Source organism: Polyangium jinanense (assembly GCF_028435365.1).
This window is the reverse complement of sequence record NZ_JAGTJJ010000028.1, coordinates 102,737-128,771: the sequence shown is the minus strand read 5'-3', so window position 1 is coordinate 128,771 and position 26,035 is coordinate 102,737. Positions and strand designations below refer to the sequence as shown.

22 protein-coding genes are annotated in these 26,035 nt (G+C 69.3%); 8 read left to right on the top strand and 14 right to left on the bottom strand.

The genetic code is table 11. From position 1 onward, the window contains the following. Nucleotides 1-97: 97 nt before the first annotated feature. The 6 genes from KEG57_RS33525 to KEG57_RS33500 all read right to left on the bottom strand — a co-directional run bounded on the left by KEG57_RS33525 (nt 98) and on the right by KEG57_RS33500 (nt 5,797). Entirely contained in the window at nt 98-1,546 is a 1,449-nt protein-coding gene (locus KEG57_RS33525) for an adenylate/guanylate cyclase domain-containing protein (RefSeq protein WP_272426399.1), read from the bottom strand. A 40-nt stretch (nt 1,547-1,586) separates the two neighbouring features. Continuing rightward, nucleotides 1,587-2,810, bottom strand: a complete 1,224-nt coding sequence (locus tag KEG57_RS33520) for a cytochrome-c peroxidase (protein ID WP_272459193.1) — start codon at nt 2,808-2,810, stop codon at nt 1,587-1,589. 119 nt (nt 2,811-2,929) lie between these two features. Beyond that, nucleotides 2,930-3,190 carry a hypothetical protein gene (locus tag KEG57_RS33515; RefSeq protein WP_272426397.1) on the bottom strand — a complete coding sequence of 87 codons (261 nt, stop codon included), beginning with the start codon at nt 3,188-3,190 and terminating at the stop codon, nt 2,930-2,932. Beyond that, nucleotides 3,187-3,438 carry a hypothetical protein gene (locus KEG57_RS33510; protein WP_272426396.1) on the bottom strand — a complete coding sequence of 84 codons (252 nt, stop codon included), beginning with the start codon at nt 3,436-3,438 and terminating at the stop codon, nt 3,187-3,189. The genes KEG57_RS33515 and KEG57_RS33510 overlap by 4 nt, the downstream gene beginning before the upstream one ends. A gap of 69 nt (nt 3,439-3,507) precedes the next feature. Next, nucleotides 3,508-4,371, bottom strand: coding sequence for a class I SAM-dependent methyltransferase (locus KEG57_RS33505; RefSeq protein WP_272426395.1), 864 nt, complete (start codon nt 4,369-4,371; stop codon nt 3,508-3,510). A gap of 28 nt (nt 4,372-4,399) precedes the next feature. Further along, nucleotides 4,400-5,797 (bottom strand): APC family permease, encoded by a 1,398-nt coding sequence (locus KEG57_RS33500; protein ID WP_272426394.1) that lies wholly within the window; start codon nt 5,795-5,797, stop codon nt 4,400-4,402. A gap of 101 nt (nt 5,798-5,898) precedes the next feature. On the opposite strand from KEG57_RS33500, the gene KEG57_RS33495 reads away from it, so the two are divergent. The 3 genes from KEG57_RS33495 (at nt 5,899) to KEG57_RS33485 (ending at nt 8,398) form a co-directional block, all read left to right on the top strand. Next, nucleotides 5,899-6,246 (top strand): hypothetical protein, encoded by a 348-nt coding sequence (locus KEG57_RS33495; RefSeq protein ID WP_272426393.1) that lies wholly within the window; start codon nt 5,899-5,901, stop codon nt 6,244-6,246. Nucleotides 6,247-6,257: 11 nt separating this feature from the next. Further along, nucleotides 6,258-7,583 carry a hypothetical protein gene (locus KEG57_RS33490; RefSeq protein WP_272426391.1) on the top strand — a complete coding sequence of 442 codons (1,326 nt, stop codon included), beginning with the start codon at nt 6,258-6,260 and terminating at the stop codon, nt 7,581-7,583. A gap of 83 nt (nt 7,584-7,666) precedes the next feature. Then, nucleotides 7,667-8,398: a hypothetical protein gene (locus KEG57_RS33485; RefSeq protein ID WP_272426389.1), complete on the top strand. Its 732-nt coding sequence runs from the start codon at nt 7,667-7,669 to the stop codon at nt 8,396-8,398. 5 nt (nt 8,399-8,403) lie between these two features. Here KEG57_RS33485 and KEG57_RS33480 read toward each other — a convergent pair whose 3' ends face one another. From KEG57_RS33480 to KEG57_RS33455, 6 genes are all read right to left on the bottom strand, one after another. After that, on the bottom strand, nt 8,404-9,471 hold the full coding sequence (locus KEG57_RS33480) for a M28 family metallopeptidase (RefSeq protein WP_272426387.1): 1,068 nt from the start codon (nt 9,469-9,471) through the stop codon (nt 8,404-8,406). Nucleotides 9,472-9,510: 39 nt separating this feature from the next. Further along, on the bottom strand, nt 9,511-10,914 hold the full coding sequence (locus KEG57_RS33475; RefSeq protein WP_272426385.1) for an HTTM domain-containing protein: 1,404 nt from the start codon (nt 10,912-10,914) through the stop codon (nt 9,511-9,513). Continuing rightward, nucleotides 10,907-11,995, bottom strand: a complete 1,089-nt coding sequence (locus KEG57_RS33470; RefSeq protein WP_272426384.1) for an imelysin family protein — start codon at nt 11,993-11,995, stop codon at nt 10,907-10,909. Before KEG57_RS33470 ends, KEG57_RS33475 begins: the two co-directional genes overlap by 8 nt. A gap of 47 nt (nt 11,996-12,042) precedes the next feature. Then, nucleotides 12,043-13,434: a di-heme oxidoreductase family protein gene (locus tag KEG57_RS33465; RefSeq protein WP_272426382.1), complete on the bottom strand. Its 1,392-nt coding sequence runs from the start codon at nt 13,432-13,434 to the stop codon at nt 12,043-12,045. Nucleotides 13,435-13,439: 5 nt separating this feature from the next. Next, a complete protein-coding gene (locus tag KEG57_RS33460; protein WP_272426381.1) occupies nt 13,440-14,630 on the bottom strand; it encodes an imelysin family protein in 1,191 nt (396 codons plus the stop codon). An 82-nt stretch (nt 14,631-14,712) separates the two neighbouring features. Continuing rightward, nucleotides 14,713-15,192, bottom strand: coding sequence for a hypothetical protein (locus KEG57_RS33455; protein ID WP_272426379.1), 480 nt, complete (start codon nt 15,190-15,192; stop codon nt 14,713-14,715). Between the two features lie 100 nt (nt 15,193-15,292). On the opposite strand from KEG57_RS33455, the gene KEG57_RS33450 reads away from it, so the two are divergent. After that, nucleotides 15,293-16,561 carry a ferritin-like domain-containing protein gene (locus KEG57_RS33450; RefSeq protein ID WP_272426377.1) on the top strand — a complete coding sequence of 423 codons (1,269 nt, stop codon included), beginning with the start codon at nt 15,293-15,295 and terminating at the stop codon, nt 16,559-16,561. Here the strand turns inward: KEG57_RS33450 and KEG57_RS33445 are convergent. Beyond that, nucleotides 16,514-17,701, bottom strand: coding sequence for a type 1 glutamine amidotransferase domain-containing protein (locus KEG57_RS33445; RefSeq protein WP_272426375.1), 1,188 nt, complete (start codon nt 17,699-17,701; stop codon nt 16,514-16,516). The genes KEG57_RS33450 and KEG57_RS33445 overlap by 48 nt on opposite strands. A 211-nt stretch (nt 17,702-17,912) precedes the next feature. Between KEG57_RS33445 and KEG57_RS33440 the strand changes: the two genes are divergently transcribed. The 4 genes from KEG57_RS33440 (at nt 17,913) to KEG57_RS33425 (ending at nt 23,668) form a co-directional block, all read left to right on the top strand. Beyond that, nucleotides 17,913-19,670, top strand: a complete 1,758-nt coding sequence (locus KEG57_RS33440; RefSeq protein WP_272426374.1) for a DEAD/DEAH box helicase — start codon at nt 17,913-17,915, stop codon at nt 19,668-19,670. A gap of 40 nt (nt 19,671-19,710) precedes the next feature. Next, entirely contained in the window at nt 19,711-21,771 is a 2,061-nt protein-coding gene (locus KEG57_RS33435; RefSeq protein ID WP_272426372.1) for an alpha/beta hydrolase, read from the top strand. A gap of 4 nt (nt 21,772-21,775) precedes the next feature. Then, nucleotides 21,776-22,993, top strand: coding sequence for an alanine racemase (locus KEG57_RS33430; RefSeq protein WP_272426371.1), 1,218 nt, complete (start codon nt 21,776-21,778; stop codon nt 22,991-22,993). A gap of 69 nt (nt 22,994-23,062) precedes the next feature. Continuing rightward, on the top strand, nt 23,063-23,668 hold the full coding sequence (locus tag KEG57_RS33425; protein ID WP_272459192.1) for a hypothetical protein: 606 nt from the start codon (nt 23,063-23,065) through the stop codon (nt 23,666-23,668). Nucleotides 23,669-23,870: 202 nt separating this feature from the next. Here the strand turns inward: KEG57_RS33425 and KEG57_RS33420 are convergent, their stop codons facing one another. After that, complete coding sequence (locus tag KEG57_RS33420; protein ID WP_272426431.1) at nt 23,871-25,418, bottom strand: IS1182 family transposase; 1,548 nt, start codon at nt 25,416-25,418, stop codon at nt 23,871-23,873. Nucleotides 25,419-26,035: the final 617 nt, after the last annotated feature.

Sequence of the window (26,035 nt, the reverse complement as noted above, 5' to 3'; positions counted from 1 at the left end):
CCTCGTTCGAGCGCGTCATCCTACCCGCAAGCGGTACGATGGAGATGGAGGTTCGCGCCTCCAGGGATGGAGGCTGAAACCTCCATCCGAGGCGCCGTTACGGGATGGACAGAGGCGCTTCCGCCCCCGCGCGGACCATACGCACGACGGGCACCTCGCCCGCGATGCCCTTGAGCGGCGCCGTGGCGCGCGTCGCGACGAGCTCGGCCGCGTGCACGGCGCCTTCGACCCCGGGCGCCTCGAACACCTCGCTCGTGCACACGATCTCCCCGGCCCTCGCAAGGCCCTGCACGCGCGCCGCGATGTTGACGGTGCGGCCAAAGTAATCGAGGCGCTCGTTGAGCTCGACCGCGATGCAAGGCCCCGTGTGCAGGCCGATCTTGAGCAGAAGGTCCACCTCTTTCAGCTCGGCGATCGCCCGGTTCATGAGGATCGCAGCGCGCATCGCGTGGATCGGCTCGGCAAAGCTCGCCATGACCGCGTCGCCGATGGTCTTCACGATGGCCCCGCCCTGCGCCGCGGCGATCGAGCGGAGGACGGAAAAATGCTTGCGGACGAGGTCATAGGCGCGGAGATCGCCGACGCGCTCGTAAAGGGCCGTGGAGCCCGTGAGGTCGGTAAAGAGGACGGTGACGCGCTTGAGCTCGAGCCCGCCCTCGGAGGGGATGCTTTCGGCGCGAAAGAGGTCGCGGAACGACTGCGACGAGACGAGCCGCGCCCCGGTGAGGTACGGGAGCAGCGGGTGTGTGAGGGGTTTTCCGGGCTCGGCCGGATCGGGCCAGGTGCCGCCGACAGGCGCGACGAAATACCCGACGGCATGGGTCGTGCGGTTCAACATGCGGAGCTCGACGCGGCCCGTGCCGACGTCGACGCGGGCCGGGATCGCACGGCCGTCGAGCAGCTCGAACGAGGCCTCGCGCGGGCCGCCCGCCTTCACGCGGACGTACACGGCAACGTGGCCCGCGGGCGCGAGCAGGACGAACTGCCCGGCTTCGGTAAAGTCGACGGCCGCGACGTGGGCCTCGCCGGGGAGCGCGCGTCCCGCGGCGAGGATGCTCTCGCCAAGCGCGCGGTGCGGGCTCGATGCAGGCGCGACGCTCGACGAGAAGTAGAGCCGGATGGCGTCCTCGCGCGGATCGACGCTGTCGGGCGAATGAAAGCGGATGCGGCGCGCCGAGGGGGCCACGGTGAACGCGACCTCGACGCGGTCGTCGATGGATCCCTCGAGGTGGAGGTTGCAGAAGTTGCAGTGCTTCGACTGGAGCGCGCGCAATCCGCCGGAGGTCGTGAGGAAAGCCATGCAGCCGGGGCAAAGCATGCCCCAGGCGAAATCGAGGATGCCGACGTGCGTGGCATGGAGGAAGAACTCGATGCCCTCTTGCTCGTCGAGGCCGTGGCTCGCCGCATACCGGAGAGGGCTCATGCGGAAGAGGGCCTCGTCCGGCGCGCTCGTGACGTACGCCGCGAAATCGTCGAGGGTGCGCGCCGAAAAGCGGTTCTTGCCGCGGAGGACGTCGAGCCGAAGGGAGAGGTCGGAGGGCGTCATGCCGCTCGATCCTACCAGCTCCCCACGGCTGCGCGAGCGTTCAGGGGGAGGCCTTTTCGAACGGGTCCGCGTACATCGGATCGACGAGCAACTCCTCGTCGGTGAGCGTCTTCAAGAAAGCGACGAGCGAGGCCTTTTGCTCGGGCGTGAGGTTCAACTTGCGGGGCTCGGTCGAGCCCTGGACGCGCAGGCGCGGGTCGAGGTTCGGGTGCGGCTTCACGCCGGAGTTGTAATGCTCGACGACCTCGGCGAGGGTCTCGAAGCGGCCGTCGTGCATGTAAGGCGCGGTGAGCGCCACGTTGCGGAGCGAGGACGACTTGAACCGGCCATTGTCCTCGGGGTTGCCCGTGATCTCGCCGAGGCCGTTGTCATCGATGTCGGTGGTCGCGTCGAGGCCGTTGTTCGTGGGGATGGCGATGAAGAAAAACGCGTTGTTCCGGCGCGGCGGCGGGTGAGGCGGGCCGTCGTCGAGGTGACACGCCGCGCAGCCGCCCGCGGGGCCGAGGAAGAGAGCCTTGCCCGCGTTCTCCTCGGGCGTGAAGTTCGGGAAGTCGGCAGCGATGTTGCCGCCCGCGGCCTCGATGCCCTCGTCGAAGCGCGAGCGGTACGAGACGATCGATCGGACGAACTGCGCGAGGGCGCGCGAGATGCGATCCGAGGTGATCGCAGGGTCGCCGAACGCTTTTTCGAAGAGCGCCGGGTAGTAGCTCTTCGCGGAGACGTTCGCGACGAGCTCCTCGAGGGTGAGGCCCATCTCGACGGGATCCTGGATCGGCCCGAGCACCTGATCTTCGAGCGTGGCGGCGCGTTCGTCCCAGAAGAAGCGGCCGTTGCGATAGTAGCGGGCGCCTTCGACGCTCATCGAGTTGCGCCCGGTCTCGCCGCCCTCGAAGCCGAGGCTCAGTCGCGTCGTGTCGGCGAAGGCGTCCTTCTGCTGATGGCAGGAAGCGCAGGCGACGGCGCCGTTTTTCGAAAGGGTTGTGTCGTAGAAGAGCACGCGGCCGAGGGTCGCGCCGTCGTTGGTGATGGGGTTTGCCAGAGGCGTGTTGTCCTGATCCTGCGCGAGCGGGCCCTGGAAATGCTGCGGCAAATCGATCTCGGCGTAGTTGTAGGGCGTCGCGGGGAGATCAAGCCCGTCGTCGGTCGCCACTGGGGGATCCGGCGGATCGATGGGATCGGGCGTCTCGGAAGCGGGGCCCTCGCAAGCGGCAAGGGCAGCCATGCAGGTCAAGGAGATCAAAGCCATCGTCGTCGTCTTGCGCACAAGGCACCTCTCGTCGTCGCCAGGGGGAAAGCCCGACGGCGAGACTGAGCAAATGAGGTGCCAACGGAGAGACAGGCGCAGCCGCGGGGGTGCGCCGCGGGCGAGGTACAGGGATGGAGTTATTCGTTGCCGAAGCCCTGCGAGCCTTTGCCTGGGTCCCGACCCACGTGGCGCGTGGCTCCTTGGCTCTGCTCGCCGCCGACATTCGTGCCGAGCGGGGGCTCAGACGTGCCGGGGGGCTCGTCGCGGTCCTGTTTGTCCTGCGGGACGTTTTGCCGGCCGGGATCGACCGCGCCCTGGTTGCCGACATTGCCCTCGGTGAGATCGCCGTATCCCGGCGCTTCTCCGAGCGGCGCTCCACGCTGGTTCGATTGGCTCATGCGTTTCCTCCTTTTCGCGGGCCTCCCATCGCGCGGCCCGGATCTCCCGTGATCTTGGCGCCCGGCGGGGCTGGTTCGTCGTATTGATGCGGATTGTCGGCGGTATAGCCGCGCTGGCTCGCTCCCTGCTGCCGAGCGATGTCGGCGATGGATCCGCTCGCGTCCGGATTCACGGTCCGCGTCGATTGCCCGGGCTCGATCCGCTCGGCGCCCGCCTCGTCACGCTTGCCCGCCCCCTGTTTGGCCATGTCCCCTTTCCTTTCCGCGCGGCCGCGCACGAGGTCCATGGGCCCAGGCGCCGTCCACGTCGAGCGCCCTCACGGGCTCGTCCCCTCCCGCTGCGCCGTGAATGCCCGCGATTGCCCGCCGGCCGGCATGACGTTCCCGTGAATGCGTGTCCCCTCGACACGGCCGCGGAAATGCATCTCGGGGCCCTCGGCCGTGCGGAAGCTCAACGCGTCGCCCTGCAGGACCACCTCCGCGAGCGGCAAGCGCCGATTGCCGATCTGGAGCGTGCCGCTCACGTCCTGGAACTCCTGCTTGAGCGTGAGCGTGGCCGGCGCCTCGCCCTGCGCCGTGGGGACCGACAAACGGTACGTGCCCTGCACGCTAGCGGGGACGATCCACAGATACACCTTGTCGTCGCCGACGTTTTCTTTCCGGTCGGGCCGCCATTCCCCCATGTCGAAGTCGTGCGAGACGATCCGCGCGCCGGGCTTGAGCTCGGTGAGCAATTTGTTGCGGATCTTCAGGTTGACCGAGGGCAGGAGGTAAAGCGTGACGACGGTCGCGTCCTTGATGTCCGCGTCGAAGAGGCTCTGCTGCCGGAACTCTACGCGATTGGTGACGCCGGCCGCCTTGGCATTGGTGTTCGCCTCCTGGATGCGCACCGGATCGATCTCGACGCCGACGGCGCGCGCGCCGAGCTTTTGCGCGGCCATGACCACGATGCGGCCGTCGCCACTGCCGAGGTCGTAGACGACGTCATCTTTCGTCACGCCGGCGATGCCGAGCATTCGCGTCACGGTCTCCTCGCGCGTGGGCACGAAGGGCACGTCTTTCTGGACGGTCTCCTGTCCTTGCGCGACCCGCGTCACCTGGGGCTTGCGCGCGCCCTCGGCGTGTGCAGTCGCCGGCAGGAGGCAAAGTGCGAGGTACGGAACGAGCATTCGCTTCGGCATGGGCCCTCTCTCCTCGTGATCGATTGCGTTAGCGACGAGCCTCCGCCGCCCGCCGCCGCGCGAGACCTCGCGCGCGCGGAAGGAGCAGCACCGGCACACCAGCAAGGAGCACACCCACGCCCACGAGCGCGCCAATGCCCGTGTACGCCAGGCTCGACCGGAGCATGTGCAGGCAGACGCCGCAAAAGAGCACCGGCACGAGGGGATACAGCGGCACGCGGAAGGGACGCGCGGCGTCGGGGTCCTTTTTGCGGAGCACGAAGAGCGACAGGCCCACGAGCAGGAGAAACCCCCAGAAGACGGGAGCCGTGTATTCGACCATGGTCACGAATCCGCCGCGCGTGACGTCGCCGAGGAGGACCAGCGCGAGCGCAATGGCGCCCTGGACGACGAGCGCGCTCCGCGGGGTGTCGGCCCCGTCGTGCCACCGGCCGAGGCGCCGGAAGGGCGCGAAGCTCTGGCCGAGCGCGAACGTCGTGCGCGCTCCCGTGAAGATGGTCGCGTTCATCGTGCTCAGCGCAGCGAGCGAGACGAGAATGCTGATGAGCGGGACGCCCACGGGACCGATGGCCCGGCGCATGAGATCGGCCGCGACGGCGTCGGAACCGGCAATGGCCTGGAACCCGAGGCCACGGAGGAAGATCAGGTTGACGGCCAAGTAAATCGCCGTGATGAGGCCAATGCCAATGACCAGCACCCGCACGACAGCGCGCCGGCCGCCGCGCAGCTCGGCCGAGAGGTAGGCCGCCTCGTTCCATCCGCCGTACGTGAGGAGCACGAAGACCATCGCCAGGCCAAACGCCGGGTTCGCCGCGGTCGCCGTCGCCGCAGTGGCCGGAGCCGGCGCGGGCGTGAGGACGAGGCCAGCGACGACCACGAGCACGAGGCCAAGGACGAGCGCGGCCGTGAGCGCACGCTGCAGGACGCGGCATTGCTTCAGGCCGGCGATGTTCGCGCCGGTCAGGAGGGCGATGACGAGGGCAGCCCAGACCGACGCGGAGTGCGGGCCGAACGAGGCCACCCGGGAGGCGTAATCCCCGATGAGAAAGGCCTGCATGGTGATGGATCCCGTCTGGATGACGGTCATGCGCGACCAGGCGAAGAGAAACCCCACCGTGCCGCCGAACGCTCGCGTGAGGTAGTGGTAATCGCCGCCTTTGTGGGGGTACGTCGAGGCGAGCTCGGCATAACAGAGCGCGCCGAGCAAGGAGGCCACACCTCCGAGCACCCAGGCGAGCATGGCGCTCCTCGCGCTCGTCACGTTCGCCGCGACGAGCGAGGGCGTCTTGAAGATGCCCGCGCCGATCACGATGCCGACCACGAAATAGACGCCGTCGCTGACCGAGAGCCCCCGCGCGTCGCGTTCGGAGGCTCGCCCCGCGGACGAAGTCGCTCGGATCCGGAGGGTGTCGAAAAAGCGTCGCATCGGCCCCCGAGTGCGTGCAGAAGCCAGGCCAGGCGGCGGGCGGCGCGCGGTCTCCGCCGAGAATTTGCCCGGCCGGCGAGCGCTCGGTAAAGCCCTCGGGCATGCGCTTGCTCCTCGCGTCCCTCCTCCCGTTTTGCCTCCTCCCGCTCGCGGCCTGTAGCTCCGACGAGGTCCAATGCACCACGATCGCCGCGGTCTCCGTGACGGTCACCGTCGTCGACAGCACCGAAACGGCCGTCACCGACGCCGAGCTCACGTATACGGTGAACGGCGGCGCCGCGAAGCCGTGCGAGCAGGTCATCGAGAACACCTACGATTGCGGCGTGGAAGAGGCGGGCGACTTCGTCATTACCGCAACGCGCGACATGGCGACGAAGACCGCGAATGTCACGGTGACCTCCGATGAATGCCACGTCATCGGCCAGGCTTTGACGATCACCATCGATTGATGCGTTTTGCCATGCAAACCCCGGCTCCTGCGCGCGCCACGCTCCTGACCCTCGGGAGCGCGCTCCTCGGCGCATCCTGCGTCGTCCAATCTCCGCTTCAAGCGACCATCGTGTCGGATCCGCAAACGGCCGCGCCCGCGCCGCAGCCGCCGGCGCAGGCGGCCGCGCAGCCGCCGGCCTCGGCCCAGCGGCCCGAGGTCGCGGTGATCCCGATCGAGGACGACCGGCTCTTCCGCGCCGAACGAGCGGCCCTCCGCGCCGAGCTCGCGGCGCACCTCGCCCGGGTCGCGCCCGATTACCTGATTCTCGGGCCGGCCATGGTCGATCCGAAATTGCGGCCCGTCTCCCAGAAAACCGGGCATCGATGCGCCTACGAGGGCGAACCCCTGTCGCGGCGCGCCCACGACGAGGGGTGGTTGACGACGGACGTCATCCACGTCTCCGGGGTCGCGGGGGGCAAGGGCGAGGAGCTCTGGGTCAACATTCTTCCGCGCACGGGCGGCCCCGAGGTCACGTTCCAGGCGCCCTGGGATCGGAAGCTCGGGATCGTGGATCGATATCGCGCGGCGTTCGCGTCGCTCGTCCGCAACGACGGCGCGGGCGGCCTCATCGGTGGCGTCGCCGGCCTCCTGGTGTGGGCTGATAGCAGCGCCCTCCGCGAAGGTCCCCTCACGCTCTGCGAGTATCAAAACTTCGGTCGGTGTGACCCCGGGAGCATCGACTGGAAAGATCGCGCGGGCAGCCTCGCCGCATGTTTTGCGAACGATGACGACGTGACCCGCGATTTTCTCGTGCAGGGCGATGCGGGCGGGCGGTATTGCGAAATGGAAAACCTCGACCTGCGGGACGGCCGCGAGGGCGCGCGCGAGGCTTGCGTGTGCCAGGCGCTCGTGGGTTCGACGGCGATCAGCAAGCGGCCCGGGCGGCGCACGATCCGCGTCCGATACGAGGCGCCGGATCTCGCCGGAAAGCCGCGGCCGGAGCTCCGTGTGATCGAGGCGAGCACGAACATCCACGTCGAGGACGACTGGCATTCGATGGATCAGGTGGTCGACGGGAAGAAGCGATACACGTCCGTCAAGCGGCTCGTGGTCGACAACGTCGATTCGTTGCAAGCGCCGCTCGCGCGTTGCGCGGCCCCTGCCGGCAGCGTGATCGTGGTCGATCTCGACATCCGCGAGGACGGCGTGCCCGCCGCGGGCAAGGTGGTCGTCGGGACGACCGATCGTGAGCTTTCCGCGTGCATCGAGAGAAACCTCGGCCGCGGCACGTTCACCTGCACGGACGACGGCAGCAGTGCGAGGGTGCGCGCAGCGCTGCATTGGCACGCTCCCTGACGCAGGAGATGGTCACTGCATTGACCATCGATTTCGTCTCGATTCGTCCTTTCAATGGTGCGTGCGGAGTGTATACTTCCGTCATGCGCAACTCGTCATTTGCCGTTGCGGTAGCCTCCCTCTTCCTCCTGCTCGGTTGCGAGCAGGCTTCTTCCGAGCAGGCGTCATTCGACCCGCTGCGTGGCGTCAAATTCGCGATTGTTCCCGCGCCGGAGCCGTGTGCTCCTGCGAGTGAGCTGCCCTCGATCGTTGCCCCGCCGTCCACGGAACCGCCTCCCACGGAGCCGCCTCCCACGGAGCCGCCTCCCACGGAGCCGCCGGATCCGACCGATCCGCCCACGGATCCGCCTCCGGATCCGACGGATCCGCCCGACGAATGCGACGTTCCGCTCCTCACGCGGACGCAGGGTTTCTGGAAGAACCACACCTGCGTCATCGATGGCGTCGTGGGTGGGCTCTCGCTCTTGCCGGTCTCGCTCGGCGCGACCGTGACATTCGATTCGTCGGCTGAGGTACAGGCGTATTTCCAGACGCCGCCCAAGGGCGACGCGCAGATCATCCTGGGCCACCAGCTCCTCGCGGCGAAGTTCAACGCCAAGGCATTCGGTATCGGTAACTACGTCTTCGCGGACGTCGACGCCGATGGGGATCTCGAGACGGTGGACGAGCTCCTCGCCCTCGGGGACGTTGCGTTCGACGAGGGCAGCGACGAGCGCCGCCTGGTTCTGGGCGCGGTTCTCGACGCATTGAACAATGCGGGAGATGGCGAGTCCTTGCCGTTCAATCCCGCCTGCGGAGGTCAGGGCGGAACGTAGGCGCTCTATCGCCCAGACCGCTCCTTCCGCACTTCGTCGATCACCGTCAACGTGAGGCGCACGGCGCGCTCGATCTGGTCGATTTCGACCAGATCGGGCGTGTCCGTGGGCTGATGGTAATCGGCGAGCGCGGCATCGGAGAGGAAAATCGTGGGGGTGTGCGGGCCAAACGGGACGCTGTCGGAGGCGTACCCGAGCCGTGTCATCGCCGCCTCAGGAATGCCAAACAGAGGTCGATCCTCGCGTGCCGCCGCACGATCGAGCAGCGCGCGGGTCCTTTCTCGATCCCGTGTCCCCACGACGAACCCGAGCGCCTCGGATGCGCGCGGAACGACGAGCCGGAGCGGCGATCCGTCGAGCAGGGGCCGGCCGACCATGTCCAGATTCACCATGAGCGCGAGGCGCGAGAGAGGCACCGTCGGCGCCTCGACGTAAGCCTTCGCCCCGAGCACGCCGCGCTCCTCGGCGCCAAACGCGACGACGACGAGGTCGAGATCCATCCCACGCAAAGCGTTCAGGCGGGCAATTTCGAGCAAAGCTGCGACGCCGGAGGCATTGTCATCAGCGCCGGGATATGCTTCGTCGTCGCGTTCGCCCTGCGCATCGTAATGGGCACCGACGAGGACGGCAAGGCTGTCGGGACGGGTCTTGCCGCGGAGATGGGCGATGACGTTCTGGTCGCGGACGCCGCTGCGCTCGAAGGGGACACAAGGGTCGTGGCCCTCGGGCGGTGAAAAACCGAACGAGAGGAAGGCGCGCGCGAGCAGATCGGCGACGCGGCGGTTCTCGGAGGAACCGGCCGCGCGGCCGTGGAGGGCGGGATCCGCGAGGAGATGGACCCACGCACGGAGGTTTTCCCGGGAGGGCTCGGGCGCGCGGAGGTCGAGGCGTGGCGCCGAGAGCGGCGGGAGATCGGCCGCGACGGCGCAAGCGGGCTGGATGGGCGGAGGCAAGGCGGACGGAGGCGCGGAAGCCGCCATCAGCGCGGGAGGCGCGGGCGGGGCCGTGGGGGGCGCAGCCGGAGCGCCACACGCGGCGAGGACGAGCGAGAGGGCGAGCGGGAAGCGCGGCATCGGCGAGAGGGTACGCCGGGCCGAGGCCGATTCACCAGATCAAGGTTGCGAGGAGGCCGTGGCGGATGCCTCGGCGTTGTCGTCGAGCGGCAGGATCCACGGTTTGGGCAGCAAGGAATCCTGGACGGTCGTGAGGTCGACGCTGGGATCGATGATCCGCCGGCTCGGTCGACCATTCATGGTCACCCACGCATCCGCGTACACGGCCACGTGTTTGCCCCGGCGCGTGTAGTCGTCCGCGACGTGGTGCGCGAGCTCGAGGATCATGTCCGGGCTCTGCGCCATCATCTTCGTCTGGAGCGGCGTGAGCCACCGGGAAGGCTCGGCGCGGATCGTCCGGCCCGTGGCGTGGTCGTGGATGCGGAGCTCGACATAGCCGAGTTTTTCCACGAGCATGACCCTCCAGGCAAACCTGAATCCCTCCTCGCTCCAGGCCGTGTTCCCAGGGTAAAGGAAATGGCGGAGCGGGAGCGCAATCTGCACGATCGCATGCACCGCGAGGAGCGCGAGCCCCATCCGCTGCCACGCGCCGAGCGTACGCGGCGGCTCTGGGGCTGTGAGATCCTCGGGAATCGAACAGGCAAACCGGCGCGAGAGCCGCGCGAGGAGCGGACGCGGCCAGCTCGGCGGGAAAAAGATCAGCGCGGACGCGGACATGATCCACGGAAAGACGCCGATCGGAAAGAGCATGCCCGTGATGAAATGAAAGCCGATCACCGCGGCATACGCGAAACGCCGCGTGCGATCGCGCAGCAGGAAAAACACCACGGTGAGGTCGAACGCGGCGCCCGCGAAGCTCGCGGCGCGCGCGACCCAGTGCTCGGCGAGCAAGGGTCCGACGAGCGGGATGTCCGTGTGCGCCGAGAGCCAAATGCCGAGCGGTTCGCCGCGCAGGAGCCAATCCGAGCCGAGCTTCGCGATCCCGGCGAATACGTACACGACTCCGATCTGGAAGCGCAACAGCAGGAGCGCCCAGGCCGGCGCGGTGCGGCTCGCGAGCGCCGGGTTTCTCCATGCGTCGATCGACGCCGCCCGGTGGAGCGGCAGGAAGATCATCAGGAAGGAGAGGATGCTGATGAGGTAATAGTGATTGAGATAGGTCGCCTTCTCCAGGAGCTCGACGTACGTGAAGGCGACGAACAGGACGGCCGCGGCGGCGCGGTAGAAGAGACCAACCATCACGAGGGCGCTCGCGAGACCGAGGACCACGAAATGGGCGTACATGCCCCAGCTCGGCCAGGGCGAGACCCACGAAAAACCGAAGTAATGGAAGTGGAACGGGGGGGCGATGTAAAAATCGCGGATCCAGCCGTTCGCCCAGAACCGGACGATGCTCATCAGCATGAGCGCGCCGAAGAGGATACGGAACGCGGCGAGGGACGCGATGTCGACGGGGCGGAAGAGCCTCTCGACGAGGCTCTCCCGTGGCGATGTCTCAGTCACCGTCATTGTCACTCAAGGTGACGCTGACGCCGAGGACGCTGGCGACGTCGGTGGAGAGCACACGCCGCAAGACCCGGAGCGCGTCGTGCGCCTTGGTGACAGCCGCAGGATCACTCGTGATCGCGGTGCGCAGAGGTCCGGGGATCGCCGAGGTCGCGGCCATCGCGTCCGTGAGGGCCTTTCGAACGGAGGAATCGATGGCCGGGCTACGCGCGGCCACGAGCTCCGTGACACCACGCCCGCTTTGGTCGCCGTGGCGGCCGAGGTAGACGTCCTCGATGCCGCGGAGCGTGCCGAGCAGGTCTTCGATGGAGTTGTCGCTGAAGCGTGATTCGACGAGCGTCGGATCCGGCCCGGCGCCGCTCACCGCGCCGAGCGGGCCCGAGACCCGGTTCTCGGCCACCGCCTGCATGGCGAAGACGAGCAGGTTGACGACCCGCGCGATGCCGTCCTGCCCCGTGAGGAAGAGCGTGCTGCCCGACCCCGCTTTCGCGACCTGATCCACGAACGCGCCGCCTTCCAGGCTCCACGCTTCCTGCGCTGTCGTCGCGTCCGCGGCGATCGTCTCGGCGAGGGCGCGTGCATACGCACAGCGCTTCTTCCCCGCCGCATCCGCGGCCCCGAGGGACGCGAGGACCGCGGCATTGCCGCCCGCCGGATCGAAGAGCATGTATTCGAGCGCCGGCAGGCCCTTCGTGGCCACGCCGAGCGAGGCGATGTGCGTGGCGGTGACGGGCTCGGGCGCGGCCGTGATCGCGGACTCGATCGAGTCGGGACGCGCAGGCCAGAAGTCGAGGGCGGTGCCGAGGCGGAGGTCTTCCACCGGGCCGAACCGGAACGCCTCGGCATGCTTCCACGGCACGCGCGCCGCGCGCCACGCCGCCTGCGCGGCTTTCAGCGTGTCTTCCGTCGGCGCGTCGCAGAACGCCGCGACGGCGGGAGGTAGTGGGAGCGCCTCTTTTTCGAGCTCGTCGTAGATCGGCAGCATGACCTCGTAGGCGAGGTCGTGCATCACCGCGCGTTGCGCCGTGTCGTCAGCGGTGGGCGTCTCGCACGAGGCTGCCGCGAGGGCGAGCGTCATGGTGAGGGCGAGCGCGGATCGGGAAGGAAAGGCGGGCGGGGACAAGCTCATAACGACTCCAGGAACCGAACGAGCGCGCGGCGCTCCTCGGCCGGCAGGGCGCGGAACGCCTCGCGGGAGGCTTCCGCCTCGCCGCCGTGCCAGAGCACGGCCTCGACGAAGCCGCGCGCGCGGCCATCATGTAGCAGATTTTGGTGGCCATTGACGGTCTCGAGGAGCCCGAGGCCCCAGAGAGGCGGCGTCCGCCACTCGCGCCCGTCCGCCTCGAAATCGGGCCGGCCGTCCGCGAGCGCCTCGCCCATGTCGTGGAGGAGCAGGTCCGTGAAGGGCCGGATCGTCTGGCCCGAGAGCTCCGGGTAGCCGTCGAAGGTGCCGGTGCGAAACACGGGCGTGTGGCAGTTGCCGCAGCCGAGCTTCAGGAACTGTTGCTTGCCGGCGAGGACCACGGCGTCGCCCACGTCGCGGCGCGCAGGGACGGCCAGGGTGGTCGAGTAAAACGCGACGTCCCCGAGGATCTTTTCGCTCGCCTCGGGGCTGCCGCCGGTCGGGGCGGCCTTGCAATCGGCCTGCACGTCCGTGCACTCCTGGGTCAGGAACATCGACGTGGTGATGCCCATGTCCCCGAGGAACGCGCCCGCCGTCTGCTGCATGAGCGTCGGCTGGTTCGCCTTCCAGCCGAATCGACCGAGCGCAACGGCCCCGCGCGCCACGTCCCATACGTGGTTCGCCCGCCCCGAGATGCCGTCGCCGTCGGCATCGTCCGGATCCTCGGCCTTCAGGAGGTCCTCCTCAGCGATGGCTTCGAGCAGGCCGAGGCCGATCATCGCGGGCGCGACGCGCGCGGAGATCAACGTGTCCGGCTGCATGTCGCCGCGGGCCGCGGCGGTCGTGTAGACGGGTTTGCGGAGGCTGTACGTCTCGCCGTCCGGGAACGAGCCCGGCATTTCTTCATAGGCGACGAACGCGTCGCCCTCCGGCCCGACGTTGGGGATCGCGCGCGGCTGGAGCTGGCCGCCGTAGACGGGCTCGGGAGCGGGGCCGCCGTGCGCGTCCACGCCGGGGATGCTGAGACGGAGGAGGACCGAGACGAGGGGTTCGGCCGGATCGTCCGGCGGGCTGCCGCGGCCGTCGAGGAGGTGACAGGACGAGCACGAGCGCGCATTGAAGAGCGGCCCGAGCCCGTCCCGTCCTTCGGTGGAGGCAGGAGCGATGACCCAGTTTTCCTTGAAAAACGAGTTTCCCACGAAGAACGCGCTGCGCCGCTCCGGCGTCATGTTGCGGGCCGAGAGCGAGTAGGCGTTTTTCGAGGTGTCGTGCACCGTGGTCTCGCCGCCGGAGAGCTCTTCCCCCGGCTCGGCCGAGAGCCCGGTTTCCCCGGGCGGGGCCTCCGCGCCGCAGCCGAGGACCACGAAGACCAAAGGAAACACGGGCCATCGCATGGCGATCACTCCTCGATGTTGAGCTCGATGCCGAGCAACGTCGCGACCTCGATGATCGACGTCGTCTGCTTGCGGAGCGCGTCGATCGCCGCCTTCACCTTCTGCCGCCCGGGCGCCGTGTCGTCGCCGAGAATCGCCTGATCGAACGGATTTCCAATGGCCTCGATCGCGGCGATGCTGGCCTCCATCTCCTCCTGGAGGCGCGCGTCGAGCGCCGGATCACGCTCGCGCACGAGCTCGTCGAGGCCGGGCCGGTCGACCTGGCCGAAGCGGCCGAGGTAGACGTTCTGAATGCCGCGCGCGTTGTTGAGCAGATCCTTGTGCGTGTTGTCGCTGAAGCAGGAGTGCTCGTCTTCCTGCTCCTTCGTGTCCCACGCGACCTGCATCCGCTCGCCGGCGAGCTCGGCGCCGCTCAGGCTGCCGAGACCGAGCAGAATGCGGCGCAGCGCCTCCTCGGGCGGGAGCGCGACGAACGACGCCCGATACGCGCCGCCCTCGGGCGCCCATTCCGCCGAGACCGAGCCGAGATCCGAGAGCAGGAGTTTTCCTGCCGCGAGGAGGTACTGCCCGCGCCGCTCCTGGTTCGCGGCCGTGCCCATGTCGACCACGTAATCGGTGTACGGGCGCTGCCCGGGGCCGTCGGCGGAGAGGTCCTGCCCCCAGAGCAAGAACTCGATCGCGTGATACCCGGTCGCGATGTTCTTCTCGCCGTCCTTCTCGTTCAGTTCGGCGATCGTGGACTCGTCGATCGTCGGGTACGTGGCCGCATCGTTGATGATGCCCGCATTGGCATTGCCGTCCACGTAATCGACGTAGGCCTCATCCATCGGCCAAGCGTTGATGCGGCCCTCGGGGCCGTCGTCGTCGTCGATGGGACCGCCATAAAAGCGGAAGGCCTCGGTCAGGCCGTACGGATCACGCGCGAGGAGCCACTGCTCGCGGGCGGCATCGAGCTTCGCCTGCGAGGGCTCGGCCACGAACTGGGCGAGCGAGGCATTGAGCGAAGCGGATTCGTCCATGGCTTCGGCGTACGAGTCGTGCACGAGGGACGCGTACGCCTCGATGATGGGCGGCGCGGTCTCGGAGAGGGGCTTCGTGCCCGACGCGGGCTCCTCCGACCCGCAGCCGGTGAGCAGCCCGGCCACGGCCGTCACGAAGGCCGCGGATTTCAAGATTCGTTTCGCAGGCTTGGTCATGTCTCGGTACTCCAGAAATTGAAAGTGACTTTCACTTGTCACAGACGACCGAGCCCTGTCAAGCGGAACGGGGCCTTCGTGTTCAGCGATCGGTGGGGCGGATCACGCCTGCGGCGCGGAAGGCTTCGTCGAGGTCCGCCTGGACGTCGCCCGTGGGGAGCGTCGTGGATCGACCGTCCTCCACGACCTCGAGCGCCGAGCATTCGTAACAGATGACGAGATCGACGGTGCGGCCTCCCTGCACGGCATGCACGCCATGGCGCGGGTTGAAGCATTTCGCCTGCGTGCCGCCCTTGCGCACGCCGGCATTGACGATGCCGGCGATACGCTCGCGCGCCTCGGGGCCTTCGACGTCGCCCTTCGCGAGGACCTGATGTCCGTGGAACGTCTCGACGCCCGGCGGCGGCTCTTCCCCGCGGTCGGGATCGAGCGCGAGGACCTGGAACGAATCGGCCCCTTCGAGCACGGCCACCGCGGAGTCCGGGAGCGAGCTGCAGCCAAGAACGGGCGCGGCGACGAGCGCGAGGAGGGCCGTGGCACGGGCGACGAAGGGAATTCGCATGGATGCGATCTTATCTCGCAGATTTGACGTACCCGTCCAGACGAAGACTCGTGATACCCAGACGGAGCCGCGTCCGGATTGGCGCGCGGACGGAGGAGTCATGGATCGTTCTTTCCTTTTCCGGCGCCGGATCGCGGCGCAGTTGCTCGGCGTTGCACTCGCAGGGATGGGCGTGGCGGCCACGCAGGGTTGTGGCAGTGACGTCGACTCGGGAGGCCAGGGAGGCCAGGGAGGCCAGGGAGGTCAAGGCGGCGCCGGCGGTACCGGGCTCATCGGCTCAGGCTCCACCTTCGAGACGAAAACGGAGTGCTTCGCCTGGCCCGAGGGAGACGCCGGGAGCGGCGGCTCGAGCGGCGTCGGCGTCGGCGGCGCAGGCGGCGCAGGCGGGAGCGGCGGCGCAGGCGGCGCGGGCGGCTCGATGGTCCCCCCCTGCCCGCCCAAGGACGCGGCGTTGATGCACCTGCCGAGCGGCTCCCCCGCAACGTACTGCAGCGCCGTCGTGAATACCGAGGGGGCCTTCGAGGACGGCCAGTGCTGCTACGAGGTGACGTACGAGACCTGCGGCGCCGTCGGTCGGCCCTACCTCGTGGAAGGCCGGGCCCGCGCGGCGACGCGCACAGCGGGCCGATCCAACTGGATGGAGAGCCCCCTCCCCTCGCCCAACCTCGCCGGTTTGTCCCCGGACGAGCGCGCCCAGCTCGCCGTCGCCTGGACCCACGACGGCCTGCTCGAACATGCCTCGATCGCGTCCTTCGGTCGTTTCGCGCTGGAGCTGCTCGCCGTGGGGGCGCCGGCCGATCTCGTGGCACGCGCGCACGAGGCGGCGCTCGACGAGGTCCGGCACGCGCGCCTCGCCTTCGCGCTGGCGTCGGCCTACGCCGGGGAGCCGATCGGGCCGGGCGCGTTCCCGTTTGCCGGGGGCGCGGTGGACGTGAGCGCGAATCTCGCGGACATCGCCGCGCGCGCGGTGCGGGAAGGCTGCATCGGCGAGACGCTCGCCAGCCTGCTCGCGGCCGAGCAAGCCGCGCGGGCGACGGATCCGGCCGTGCAGGAGGCGCTCCTGGCCATCGCCGAGGACGAAGCCAGGCACGCGGAGCTCGCGTGGCGGGCGGTGGCGTGGGCGCTTCGGAGCGGGGATGCGTCCGTCGCGCGGGCCGTCCGGGCGGCCTTCGCGGAGGCGCTCGCCGCGGGCGTCACGCTGGAGGTGCGAGCGGGCGGGGCGGGCGCGCTCGAGGCGCATGGGCGGCCGGAAGCGGCCGTGCTGCGAGCCTCGATGGCGCGCGCGCTCGAGGAGGTGGTGCGGCCGGCCGCAACGGCGCTCCTAACCGCGCCGACCGGTGAAGGCCGCGAGCGCGCGGAGCGCGGGTAGCATCACAAGACCCGCGGCAAACGCCGCCGTGAGGCCGAGGACGCTGCGCGCCTTGGCCACCTTCGGCAGGAGCGCCGCGCCGGCGAGGGCCAGCGCCGGCGGCGCGCTCCGCTGCGGCGACGACGCAGCCGGCGCCCACGGCCGCTCGGGCGTCGGCTTCGTACCCGTGAAGAAGTCCACAAGCGACTTCGTGAACACCGGCAGATCCTGCGGTCCGCGGCTCGAAATGATGTTGCCGTCGCGCACGACCGCCTCGTCTCGCCAGGTCGCCCCCGCGTTCACCAGGTCATCCCGGATCCCGGGCCACGACGTGATGTGCCGCCCGCGCAGAATGCCCGCTGAGGCGAGCACCCACGGCCCGTGACAGATCGCGCCGATGGGTTTGCCCGCCGCGTCGAAGGCCCGGACGAACTCGCGCACCTCCTGGCTCTGCCGCAGAAAATCCGGCCCGATGAACCCGCCCGGCACGAAGAGCGCGTCGTACTCGCCCGGATCCGCCTCCCGGATCGTCCGCTGCACGCGCACCCGCCGTCCCGGGACGTCGACGTTCATCCCGACGATCTTCCCGGGCCTTAGCGACAGCACCTCGACCTCTCCGCCCTCGTCGCCGATCGCCCGCGCCGGGCCGAAGAGCTCGACTTGTTCGAACCCGTCCGCCGCGAGCACCGCGATCTTCCGGCCCGCGAGCCGCTTGCGCCGCGACGGTCGCGCCGCGAAGAAGCTCGCGATCCCGAGGGCGAGGTACTTGGCGAGCGTACCCGAGTTGCCCATCGCGCGGCGGAAGTTCGGGACGAGGCGGTCGGGCAGGACCAGCGCGTCGAAGGCGTACCCGCCGAGCGCCGAGAGCGAGCTGGCGAGCAGGATGTCCCGGGGCCGCTCGGGACGGGCCCGCGCCAGCACGCCCTGGTACGCGAGCCCCCAGCCGAGGAGGCCCCCGGTGAGTAGCAGGAAGCCGAGGGGCGTGACGCCGCGCTGGAACCGGATGCCGACCCGCCGCGTCGGCACAGCCGCCGTGGCCATCGCGTTGAGCCCGGCCCACGGTGAGCCTCGCTCGATCGTCGAAGAGCTCATCATGGCCGTCGCGGTCGCCGCCGTCAGCGCGGCGCCCGTCCACAATCCTCGCCTCACGATTGCTCGCATGGTCTCTCCTTCCGCGTCGTGCACCCGGAGAGAGCCGCGGATTGCATCACAAGTGCCACGTCCGAGCGGCCGGACGCTCTCGGCCCGGGGGTTCGACGCGGTGTGGCGGACGAAACTCCGGGCAATCGGTCGTCCGACCTGCTACGGTGCGCGCCTTTCTACATGGGGGCGCCGCTCGGACGAACCGAGCTCCTTGCCCCGCTCGCATCCGATGACCGAAATCGACACCCTTTCCCCTGCACTCGCGGCTGCCTTCCAGAGCCGCGGTTACACGACCCTCACCCCGATTCAGCAAGCCGTCCTCGACCCGGCCCACGCGGGGCGCGACCTGCGCCTCTTCTCGCAGACCGGCTCGGGCAAGACTGTCGCCATCGGCCTCGTCCTCGCCCCCGACCTCGAGCGCATCCTGGCCGAGCGGGCGAGCGCGGCCCCGGCGTCCGCACCGTCTGGCGCGGCCACGCCTGCCACGATCGTGATCGCTCCGACGCGCGAGCTCGCCGCCCAGCTCGCCCGTGAGCTCTCGTGGCTCTTCCGGCCCCTCGGCGCCACCGTCTGCGCCGTCACCGGCGGGACCAGCATCCCGCAGGAGCTCTACAACCTCCGGCAGGGCCCGCTCGTCGTCGTGGGCACGCCCGGTCGTCTCGTCGACCACCTCGAGCGTGGCGCGATCGATCCCTCGCGCGTCTGCGCGGCCGTGCTCGACGAGGCCGATCAGATGCTCGACATGGGCTTCCGCGAGGAGCTCGAGACCATCCTCGGCAAGATGCCCGAGGAGCGCCGCACCCACCTCGTCGCGGCCACATTTTCGCGCGAGGTCTCGGCCCTGGCGAACCGCTACCAGAAGGACGCCGTCGCTGTCGAGGGCACGAGCCTCGGCGAGGCGAACCAGGACATCACGCACGTCGCGCACCTCGTCAAACCCGATGACCGCGACGCCGCAGTCGTGAACCTGCTCCTCCTCGCGCCCACGGAGCGCGCGCTCGTCTTCGTCCGCACCCGCGAGGGCGCCTCCGAGCTCGCCGAGCGGCTCGGGCAGGCCGGTTTTTCGGCGCGCGCGCTGAGCGGCGAGCTCGAGCAGCGCGAGCGCACCCGCACCCTCGCGGCCTTCCGCTCGGGCGCCGTGACCACGCTCGTCGCGACCGACGTGGCTGCGCGTGGGCTCGACATCCCCGACGTCGGCCGCGTCATCCACGCCGATCCTCCGAGCGATCCGGAGACCTTCACCCATCGGAGCGGCCGCACCGGCCGGGCCGGGCGCAAGGGCACGAGCGTGATGCTCGTCCCGCCGCAGGCCCGCGACTACGTGGCTCGCCTCTTCCGCGGCGCCGGCATCCGCGCCACCTGGTCGGCCGCGCCCTCGCCCGAGGACGTTCTTCGCGAGGCTGACGTGCGTCTCGCCGCCGAGCTCCGCGCCCCCGCGGCCGAGCCTGCCGATCCGCGGCTCCAGGCCCTCGCGGCGTCCTTGCTCGCCGACATGGATCCGGCCGTGCTCGTCACCACGCTGCTCGCCCGCTCGCGCCACACCGGCCCTGCGGCGCCGCTGCCCGTCACGCCGCTCGTCCCGCACGAGCCGCTCCCGCGCCGCCCCCCGGAGCCTCGTTCCCCGCGAAACGCGCCGAACGCTGGCGCGTTCGTCCCGTTCCAGGTGAGCTGGGGCGGCCGGCACGGCGCCGATGCGCGCCGGCTCCTCGCGCTCGTGTGCCGGCGTGGCGGCATTCGCAGCGATCAGGTTGGCGCCATTCACGTCGGCGACTTCTCGTCGAGCGTCGAGGTCGCGACGCCCGTCGCCTCGGACTTCGCCCGCTCGGCGGCGCGTCCGGACGAACGGGATCCGCGCGTCCGCATCCGGCCCATGCCCGAATCGAACGGCGACACGCACGCACGCCCGGCGCCTCGGCCCCGCGGCCGTGGTCCGCTCGGCGGCGACGAGCCCCCGCGCCGCTTCCGCAACCATTTCCTCACGCGCTGAAGCCTGGACACGCGCGCCGGCCACGGCGAAAGTGGCCTTCATGCCGCGCGCGTTCGCCCGCCCACGCGTCTCCGCACACCTCTCGGCCGCCGCCTTGGTCCTCGCCGCAACGGGCCTTGGCTGCGGCCCCTCGGGGACGAACCCTCCGGCCCCGCGGCGCACCCGCATCGCCCTCGACTTCACCGGCGAGAGCGGCTTCTTCGGCGCGCCCTTCCCGAGCGACGCGCGCCTCACGGCGAGCGGCACGGCCGACCTCTCGGCCTTCCCGAACCCCTCGAACAACGGCATCGCCGCGCAGATGATCGACCTCGCCGGCGACGTCCGCGGCTTCGGCACCACCACGGCCGTCTACTTCGGCCTCGACGGACCCTTGCCCGCGGGCGAGCTCCTCGCGCCCGTGGACAGCCTCGCGCCCGAGGCCCCTGCCCTCCTCCTCGACGTCTCCGCGTCCGGTCCCGATTCCCTTCGCCGTTCCCCCATCTCCGCCCATTTCCTCGAAGACGGTGGCCCGTACGGCGCGCCCAACCTGCTCGCCCTCCTCCCCGTGCAAGGGGTCCCGCTGCGGCCGAACACCACGTATGCGGCCGTCGTCCGGACATCTCTCGCGGATCGCGATGGCGCCCCGCTCGGCGTCTCCCCGGCGATGGCGGATTTGCGCGCCGGCAAAGCCCCGGCCGGCATGTCCGAGGAGGCACTCGCGACCTACACGAAGGCGCTCACGGCCCTCGCCGAGGCGGGCATTCCGGCGGACGAGATCGCCGCGCTCACGGTTTTCACCACGGCCACGCCAATCGACGATTATGCGCGTGTCGCCGAGGCCATGCTCGCGGAGCCGCTCCCCGCGCCGTCTTCACCGTTCGTACGGAACGAGGTCTTCGACGCGTATTGCGTGTACGAAACCACGATGGGTTTGCCCGTATATCAAAGCGGGGAACCCCCGTATACCTCGGCGGGCGGCAACTGGGTCTTCGACACCGCGGGCAACCCCATGCTCCAGCGGTACGAAGACGCAAACTTCGTCGTCACCGTCCCGCGCCGCCCCATGCCGCCGGCCGGATACCCCATCGTCCTTTTCTCGCGCACGGGCGCGGGCGGCGAGCGTCCCCTCGTCGATCGCGGCGTCCGCGCCGAACCGGGCGGACCTGCGCTCGAGCCTGGCACCGGCCCCGCGCTCACCTTCGCCCGCGCTGGCTTCGCGGGCGCCAGCGCCGACGGCCCTCACGGCGGCCTGCGCAACAAGACCGGCGGCGACGAGCAGTTCCTCGTCTTCAACGTGGGAAACCCCGTCGCCCTCCGCGACAACATCCGCCAATCCGCCGCCGAGCTCGGCCTGCTCACGCATATCCTCGGCGCGCTCGAAATCGACGTCGCCGATTGCCCCGGCGCGGACGCGGCCGGCGGAAAAGCTCGTTTCGACACGGAGACCCTCGCCCTCATGGGCCATTCGATGGGCGCCTCGATCGTCCCGCTCACCGCGGCCTTCGAGCCACGCGTCCGTGCCTTGCTCCTGAGCGGCGCGGGCGCGAGCTTCCTCGCGAACATCGTTCACAAGCAAAAACCGCTCGCCACGCGCCCGCTCGCCGAGTCCCTCGTCGGCGTCAGCGGCACGGGGTACACGCTCACCGAGGTCGATCCGCTCCTGAACCTCCTGCAATGGGCCGGCGAGCCCGCCGACGTGCAGCCGTACGCCTCGCGGATCCTGCGCGAGAGCGAGGGCCCGCCGCGGCATGTCCTCATGATGCAGGGCATCGTCGACCATTACATCCTGCCGCCCATCGCGAACCCGATGAGCCTCTCGCTCGGCCTCGACCTCGCCGGCTCGCCACTCGACGCCTCGCACCCCGAGCTCGCCGTCTACCCCCCGCTCTCCGCGCTCCTCTCGCTCGGCGGCCGCGCGGAAATCCCCCTGCCCGCGTCGGGCAACGTCGACGGGGCCACCGCGGTCGTCGTGCAACATCCGGAAGACGGCGTCGAGGACGGGCACGAGGTCGTCTTCCAGACCGAGCCCCCGAAACACCAGATGCAATGTTTCCTCGAAAGTTTTGCGAAGGGCACCCCGCGTGTCCCGACGGCGGCGCCCGTCAGCGCGGCTTGTGATTGACGCCATGGAAACCCACCAGCACCGCTACGATCGTTACCGAAAAACCCTCGCCGGCGAGGCCTTGCCCGTCGCGCTCGTGGATCTCGACGCCGTCGACGCGAATGTCGACGCCGTCCTTTCGCTCGTGCGCGAAAGCCCCGGAAAAACGCTCCGGATCGGCACGAAATCCGTTCGATCCGTCGATCTCGTCCGCCACATCCTGCACCGCGGCGGCCCCTCGTTCCGCGGCCTCATGGCGTATGCTCCTGCCGAGGCACGTTACCTCGCGGCGCAGGGCTTCGACGACATACTCGTCGCATACCCCACGGCCCAGCCCGCCGACGCGCGCCTGCTCGCCGAGACGAACCGCGAAGGAAAACGTGTCTCCATCGCCGTCGAGGAGCCCATCCACCTCGACGTCCTCGAAGCCGCCGCCGCGCCCTACGGCGTCCGCATTCCGGTCGTCGTCGACATCGACGTCTCCCTCCGCCGCCTCGGCGGCCGCGTGCATCTCGGCGTCCGCCGCAGCCCCCTCCACGAGGCCCGCGGCGTCGCCGATTTCGCCGAGCGCGTGGCCTCGTCCCGCCACCTCGAATTCGCGGGCCTGCTCGGCTACGAGGCGCACATCGCCGGGACGCCCGACCAGACCCCGCTCGGCCCTCTCCCGCCCGGTGCCAAACGCGCCCTGAAGCGAATCGCCTGCGCCGCCGTCACCACGCTGAGGCACGAAATCACCGCCGAATTCGAGCGCCGCCGCCTCCCGATTCCCCTCTTCAACGGCGGCGGCACCGGCAGCGCCGCCTCGTCCCTCGCCGACCCTTCCCTCACCGAAATCACCGTCGGCTCCGGCTTCCTCGGCAGCCACCTCTTCGACCATTACGACGATTTCCGCCCCGAGCCGGCCGCCTTCTTCGCCCTCCAGGTGACACGGAAACCTGCGCCCGGCTTCGTCACGTGCCAGGGCGGTGGCCTCGTCGCCTCGGGCGCCGCCGGCCCGGATCGCCTCCCGATTCCGTACCTACCCGAAGGCCTCTCCTTGCTCGATCTCGAAGGCGCCGGCGAGGTCCAGACCCCGCTCGCCGTCCCGCCTCACGTAAAACTCGCGCCCGGCGATCCCGTCTTCTTCCGCCACGCCAAGGCCGGCGAGCTCGCCACGTTTTTCCGCGACTACCTCCTCGTCCGCGGCGACCGCGTCGAGGCCCACGCGCTCACCTACCGCGGCGCAGGGGAATGTTTTCATTGAAAACATAATCGTCACCCGCGCCGCGTTTTTCAACTGCCGCGCCAGACGGCGGTGCGGTAACAGGTGGTCATGGCATCCGGACCTCGCAGCGCGACCCTACTCGCTGGCACCGGCGTGGCGCTCGCGCTGGCGGCGGCGTGCGCGGGGACGCCATCCCGACGGGAACAGGTGTTGCGCTCGTTTCGGCAAACCGTGGCTGAGGATCTCGGCGGGGCGGTGACGTCGCCGGTGCTCGACTGCGGTGAGGTCGCGAGCTCGTACGACGAGCTCGTCCAGCACGACAGCGAGCCCCGGCGCTGCCTCGCCCATGCGTTCCGCACCTGCCGACCCGCGCGCGTGGATGGCTCGTACGACGGCGTCGATAGCGGGCCGTTTTATTGGTCAGCGGTCGTCACCACGGATGCCGACAAGGCTGGGTGCGAGGTTCGTTATTACGAAGACGCGCGCCTCGATTCCTATGGCGATCGGTCGATCGCACGGTACCGTTGCGGCGACCCCGCCCCCGAGACCGGCGCGCGCGAGATCAGGCCCTCGTGCGAGCTGGTCTGGAAGGAGCGACACGTGCTCTGCAGGGCGTATGCAGGCGAGACGGCGGCGCCGGGGGCCCGTCAGGGTTTGCCGCCGAGCACGAGTTGCGTGGAGCTACCGGCCGACGTTCGATGGTCGAGCCCGTGATCTTCCTCCGCTTCGTGGACCTGAACGCGACCTAGGTGGCTGGTGTCGATCGCGAGCCCGTCGAAGAGGTCGTGGCCGCTCGTGTTCCCATGGCCGCCAGGGTGCATATCGGACAGGTCACCTGACGGCTGATAATGGTTCGGATCGTCTTCTGGTCTTCCGTGGCGGGGGCGGGGGTGTGCGGGGCGCCCCCTGCCCCCGGTCACACGGCCCAGCGCGTTCTCGACCGCTTGTCGTGCCGCAGCCCCAGCGCGGCGAGCCGTCGGAGGTTCTCCGCGGCGCAGAGCATCGTGAAGTCGCGCGTGACTCGCTCGGTGCCGCGTACGCGTACTCGACGTCCGCCGTGCCTTCGTCTCATCAGATGTGCGAGCTTGCGCTCGACCTTCGGGCGCGTGGCTTTATAGCCAGCGCGCCACGCGGGGCTCTTCTGCTCCGTGCGCGCGTGCTGCAGCAGATGCTCTCGCTGATTCACCGCGACGTTGCGGCCTTGCTTGGATTTCGTGCATGACGCCGCGAGCGGGCACTTCCCGCAGTGCGCACCGAAAGACGCTACCCCTGAGCCATCCTTTCGGCGGCGTATCTGGACGAGCTGCCCAGCCGGACAGGTGACCGTATCGCTCGCAAGATCCATGTGAAACGCGTCCTTGGTGAATTGGCCATCAGGCGATGTAGGGGCCTGCACCTTCACATGGGCCGCAGCACCTGCGCTCTCGAGATGCTCGAGCACCTCGCCCGTGCCGTAGGAGCTATCGCCGTAAACGGCGATTTGCTTCTCGTGCTGCTTTCGCGTCTCGGTCTCCAACGCTTCCTTCAGCAACTCTTTGGCCACGCTGCCATCGGCGGCATTGCCCGGCGTGGCGATCGAAGACGTGATGATCTCCGAGTCCGGGTCGATTGCGATATGACCCTTGTAGCCATCGAAGCCGCGAGCCTGCGTCTTGTGCCCGTGGCGCGCCTGCGGGTCGACCGTCGAGATGACGCGCTCGGGCGCCACGCGCCGGGCAATGCGGAAGAAGCCGCCTTCGGTCTGCTCCAGGTCCTGTCCCACGACCGTGGCCAAGAGCGCCGCCGCCTCGCATACCGGCACCGCGAGCGAGCGACCATCCAGGTGTGCGAGCAATGCATATGCATCGCGCGCCAGCGCATCCACCAGCGCCTCGCGTGCGGCTCGCTCCTCCCAATCGCACGCAGGCTTGCCGGCGGTGCTGTAATCGTCGTCCCGCCCCAGAACCCCGCGCAGCTGCGCAGCAAGCTCATTTCCAGCCACGCGAAGCAGGGCACGAATGGCTGCGCGGATCATCGTGACAGTGTCCTGCGTGGCCACTGCGTCGTACAGCGGCGTCGAATCCAGCACGCGTCGACGGCCCACGAGCCCGGCCGCTTTGGCCACTTCGAGGACCGTGCGAAAGATCCGGTCGGGATCCTTCGACTGCCGCAATCTCTCGCGCATGTCGACCAGGACCGTATGAACGAAGCCGGGATACTCGAAGTCGAGCCCGCCGGCCGCGTACTTCCAGCGGATGTCGAAGCTGAACCGCTCGACCGCTTCCCGGTCCGAGAGCCCCTCCAGCCGCTGCAGCACCATCACCACCGCGACGATGCGCGGCGGGATCGAGCGTCGACCGATGTCCCGGAACAGGTCCGCGAACGCCTCATCCGGGAAGAGCCGATGGCACTCGCGGTGCAACAGGCTGTAGATCGACGTCGGCGACAGCTTCGCTCCGCAGTACGCCGACGTCGACCTCCACATCTCGCCCTGCTTCGGGGTTTGTCCACGGGACATGGCACCGCCTTACACCATCGCGCGATGGTTTAGGAGAGAAAAACACCAGCCACCTAGAACATCGATCGGTTTGCAACCGCTCGATGTCCTAGCTCTTTTGTCCCGAGGGGGACGCCTCGCGTCCCCCTCTCGTCCGGGCAAAGCCCGGCCGATTCACCCCCCGAGGGAAGATCGCTTCGCGATCTTCCGAGCATCGAACCGGTCGATGCTCTAGAACATCGAAAGCTCATTCGAGTGCAGGCACCAAAACACAATGCTGCGGCGTGACCTGCCAGCGAAGCGATTTGCCTTCCTCGACCTCGCCCGGGTGAGGTGGAGGCGTCCGTGGCCTCGAGCAGATGGCTCCCCATCCACCGGCCCCCTGATCCGCGGGCCTCACGGTCAGCTGACTCCATGTCGGACCGGAGCCGAGCTGCGACAGCCATTGGATCTCACCACATCCGTCGGGCCCGGTGATGACCTCAGGGAGAGCAGGTCCGGCGGGCATGCCTGCTTCCCATTTGTATACGGAACCGGGGACGGTGTGCAAGGCTTCGGAGGTCACGCGTGCTCCCACGAGCGGCGCCCCCTTTTCCTCAGCGAAG

Coding starts and splice junctions, on each gene's coding strand:
- KEG57_RS33525 (WP_272426399.1), bottom strand. CDS start 1,546: ATGACGCCCTCCGACCTCTCCCTTCGGCTCGACGTCCTCCGCGGCAAG.
- KEG57_RS33515 (WP_272426397.1), bottom strand. CDS start 3,190: ATGAGCCAATCGAACCAGCGTGGAGCGCCGCTCGGAGAAGCGCCGGGA.
- KEG57_RS33510 (WP_272426396.1), bottom strand. CDS start 3,438: ATGGCCAAACAGGGGGCGGGCAAGCGTGACGAGGCGGGCGCCGAGCGG.
- KEG57_RS33505 (WP_272426395.1), bottom strand. CDS start 4,371: ATGCCGAAGCGAATGCTCGTTCCGTACCTCGCACTTTGCCTCCTGCCG.
- KEG57_RS33500 (WP_272426394.1), bottom strand. CDS start 5,797: ATGCGACGCTTTTTCGACACCCTCCGGATCCGAGCGACTTCGTCCGCG.
- KEG57_RS33495 (WP_272426393.1), top strand. CDS start 5,899: ATGCGCTTGCTCCTCGCGTCCCTCCTCCCGTTTTGCCTCCTCCCGCTC.
- KEG57_RS33490 (WP_272426391.1), top strand. CDS start 6,258: ATGCAAACCCCGGCTCCTGCGCGCGCCACGCTCCTGACCCTCGGGAGC.
- KEG57_RS33485 (WP_272426389.1), top strand. CDS start 7,667: ATGCGCAACTCGTCATTTGCCGTTGCGGTAGCCTCCCTCTTCCTCCTG.
- KEG57_RS33480 (WP_272426387.1), bottom strand. CDS start 9,471: ATGCCGCGCTTCCCGCTCGCCCTCTCGCTCGTCCTCGCCGCGTGTGGC.
- KEG57_RS33470 (WP_272426384.1), bottom strand. CDS start 11,995: ATGACGCTCGCCCTCGCGGCAGCCTCGTGCGAGACGCCCACCGCTGAC.
- KEG57_RS33465 (WP_272426382.1), bottom strand. CDS start 13,434: ATGCGATGGCCCGTGTTTCCTTTGGTCTTCGTGGTCCTCGGCTGCGGC.
- KEG57_RS33460 (WP_272426381.1), bottom strand. CDS start 14,630: ATGACCAAGCCTGCGAAACGAATCTTGAAATCCGCGGCCTTCGTGACG.
- KEG57_RS33455 (WP_272426379.1), bottom strand. CDS start 15,192: ATGCGAATTCCCTTCGTCGCCCGTGCCACGGCCCTCCTCGCGCTCGTC.
- KEG57_RS33450 (WP_272426377.1), top strand. CDS start 15,293: ATGGATCGTTCTTTCCTTTTCCGGCGCCGGATCGCGGCGCAGTTGCTC.
- KEG57_RS33445 (WP_272426375.1), bottom strand. CDS start 17,701: ATGCGAGCAATCGTGAGGCGAGGATTGTGGACGGGCGCCGCGCTGACG.
- KEG57_RS33440 (WP_272426374.1), top strand. CDS start 17,913: ATGACCGAAATCGACACCCTTTCCCCTGCACTCGCGGCTGCCTTCCAG.
- KEG57_RS33435 (WP_272426372.1), top strand. CDS start 19,711: ATGCCGCGCGCGTTCGCCCGCCCACGCGTCTCCGCACACCTCTCGGCC.
- KEG57_RS33430 (WP_272426371.1), top strand. CDS start 21,776: ATGGAAACCCACCAGCACCGCTACGATCGTTACCGAAAAACCCTCGCC.
- KEG57_RS33425 (WP_272459192.1), top strand. CDS start 23,063: ATGGCATCCGGACCTCGCAGCGCGACCCTACTCGCTGGCACCGGCGTG.
- KEG57_RS33420 (WP_272426431.1), bottom strand. CDS start 25,418: ATGTGGAGGTCGACGTCGGCGTACTGCGGAGCGAAGCTGTCGCCGACG.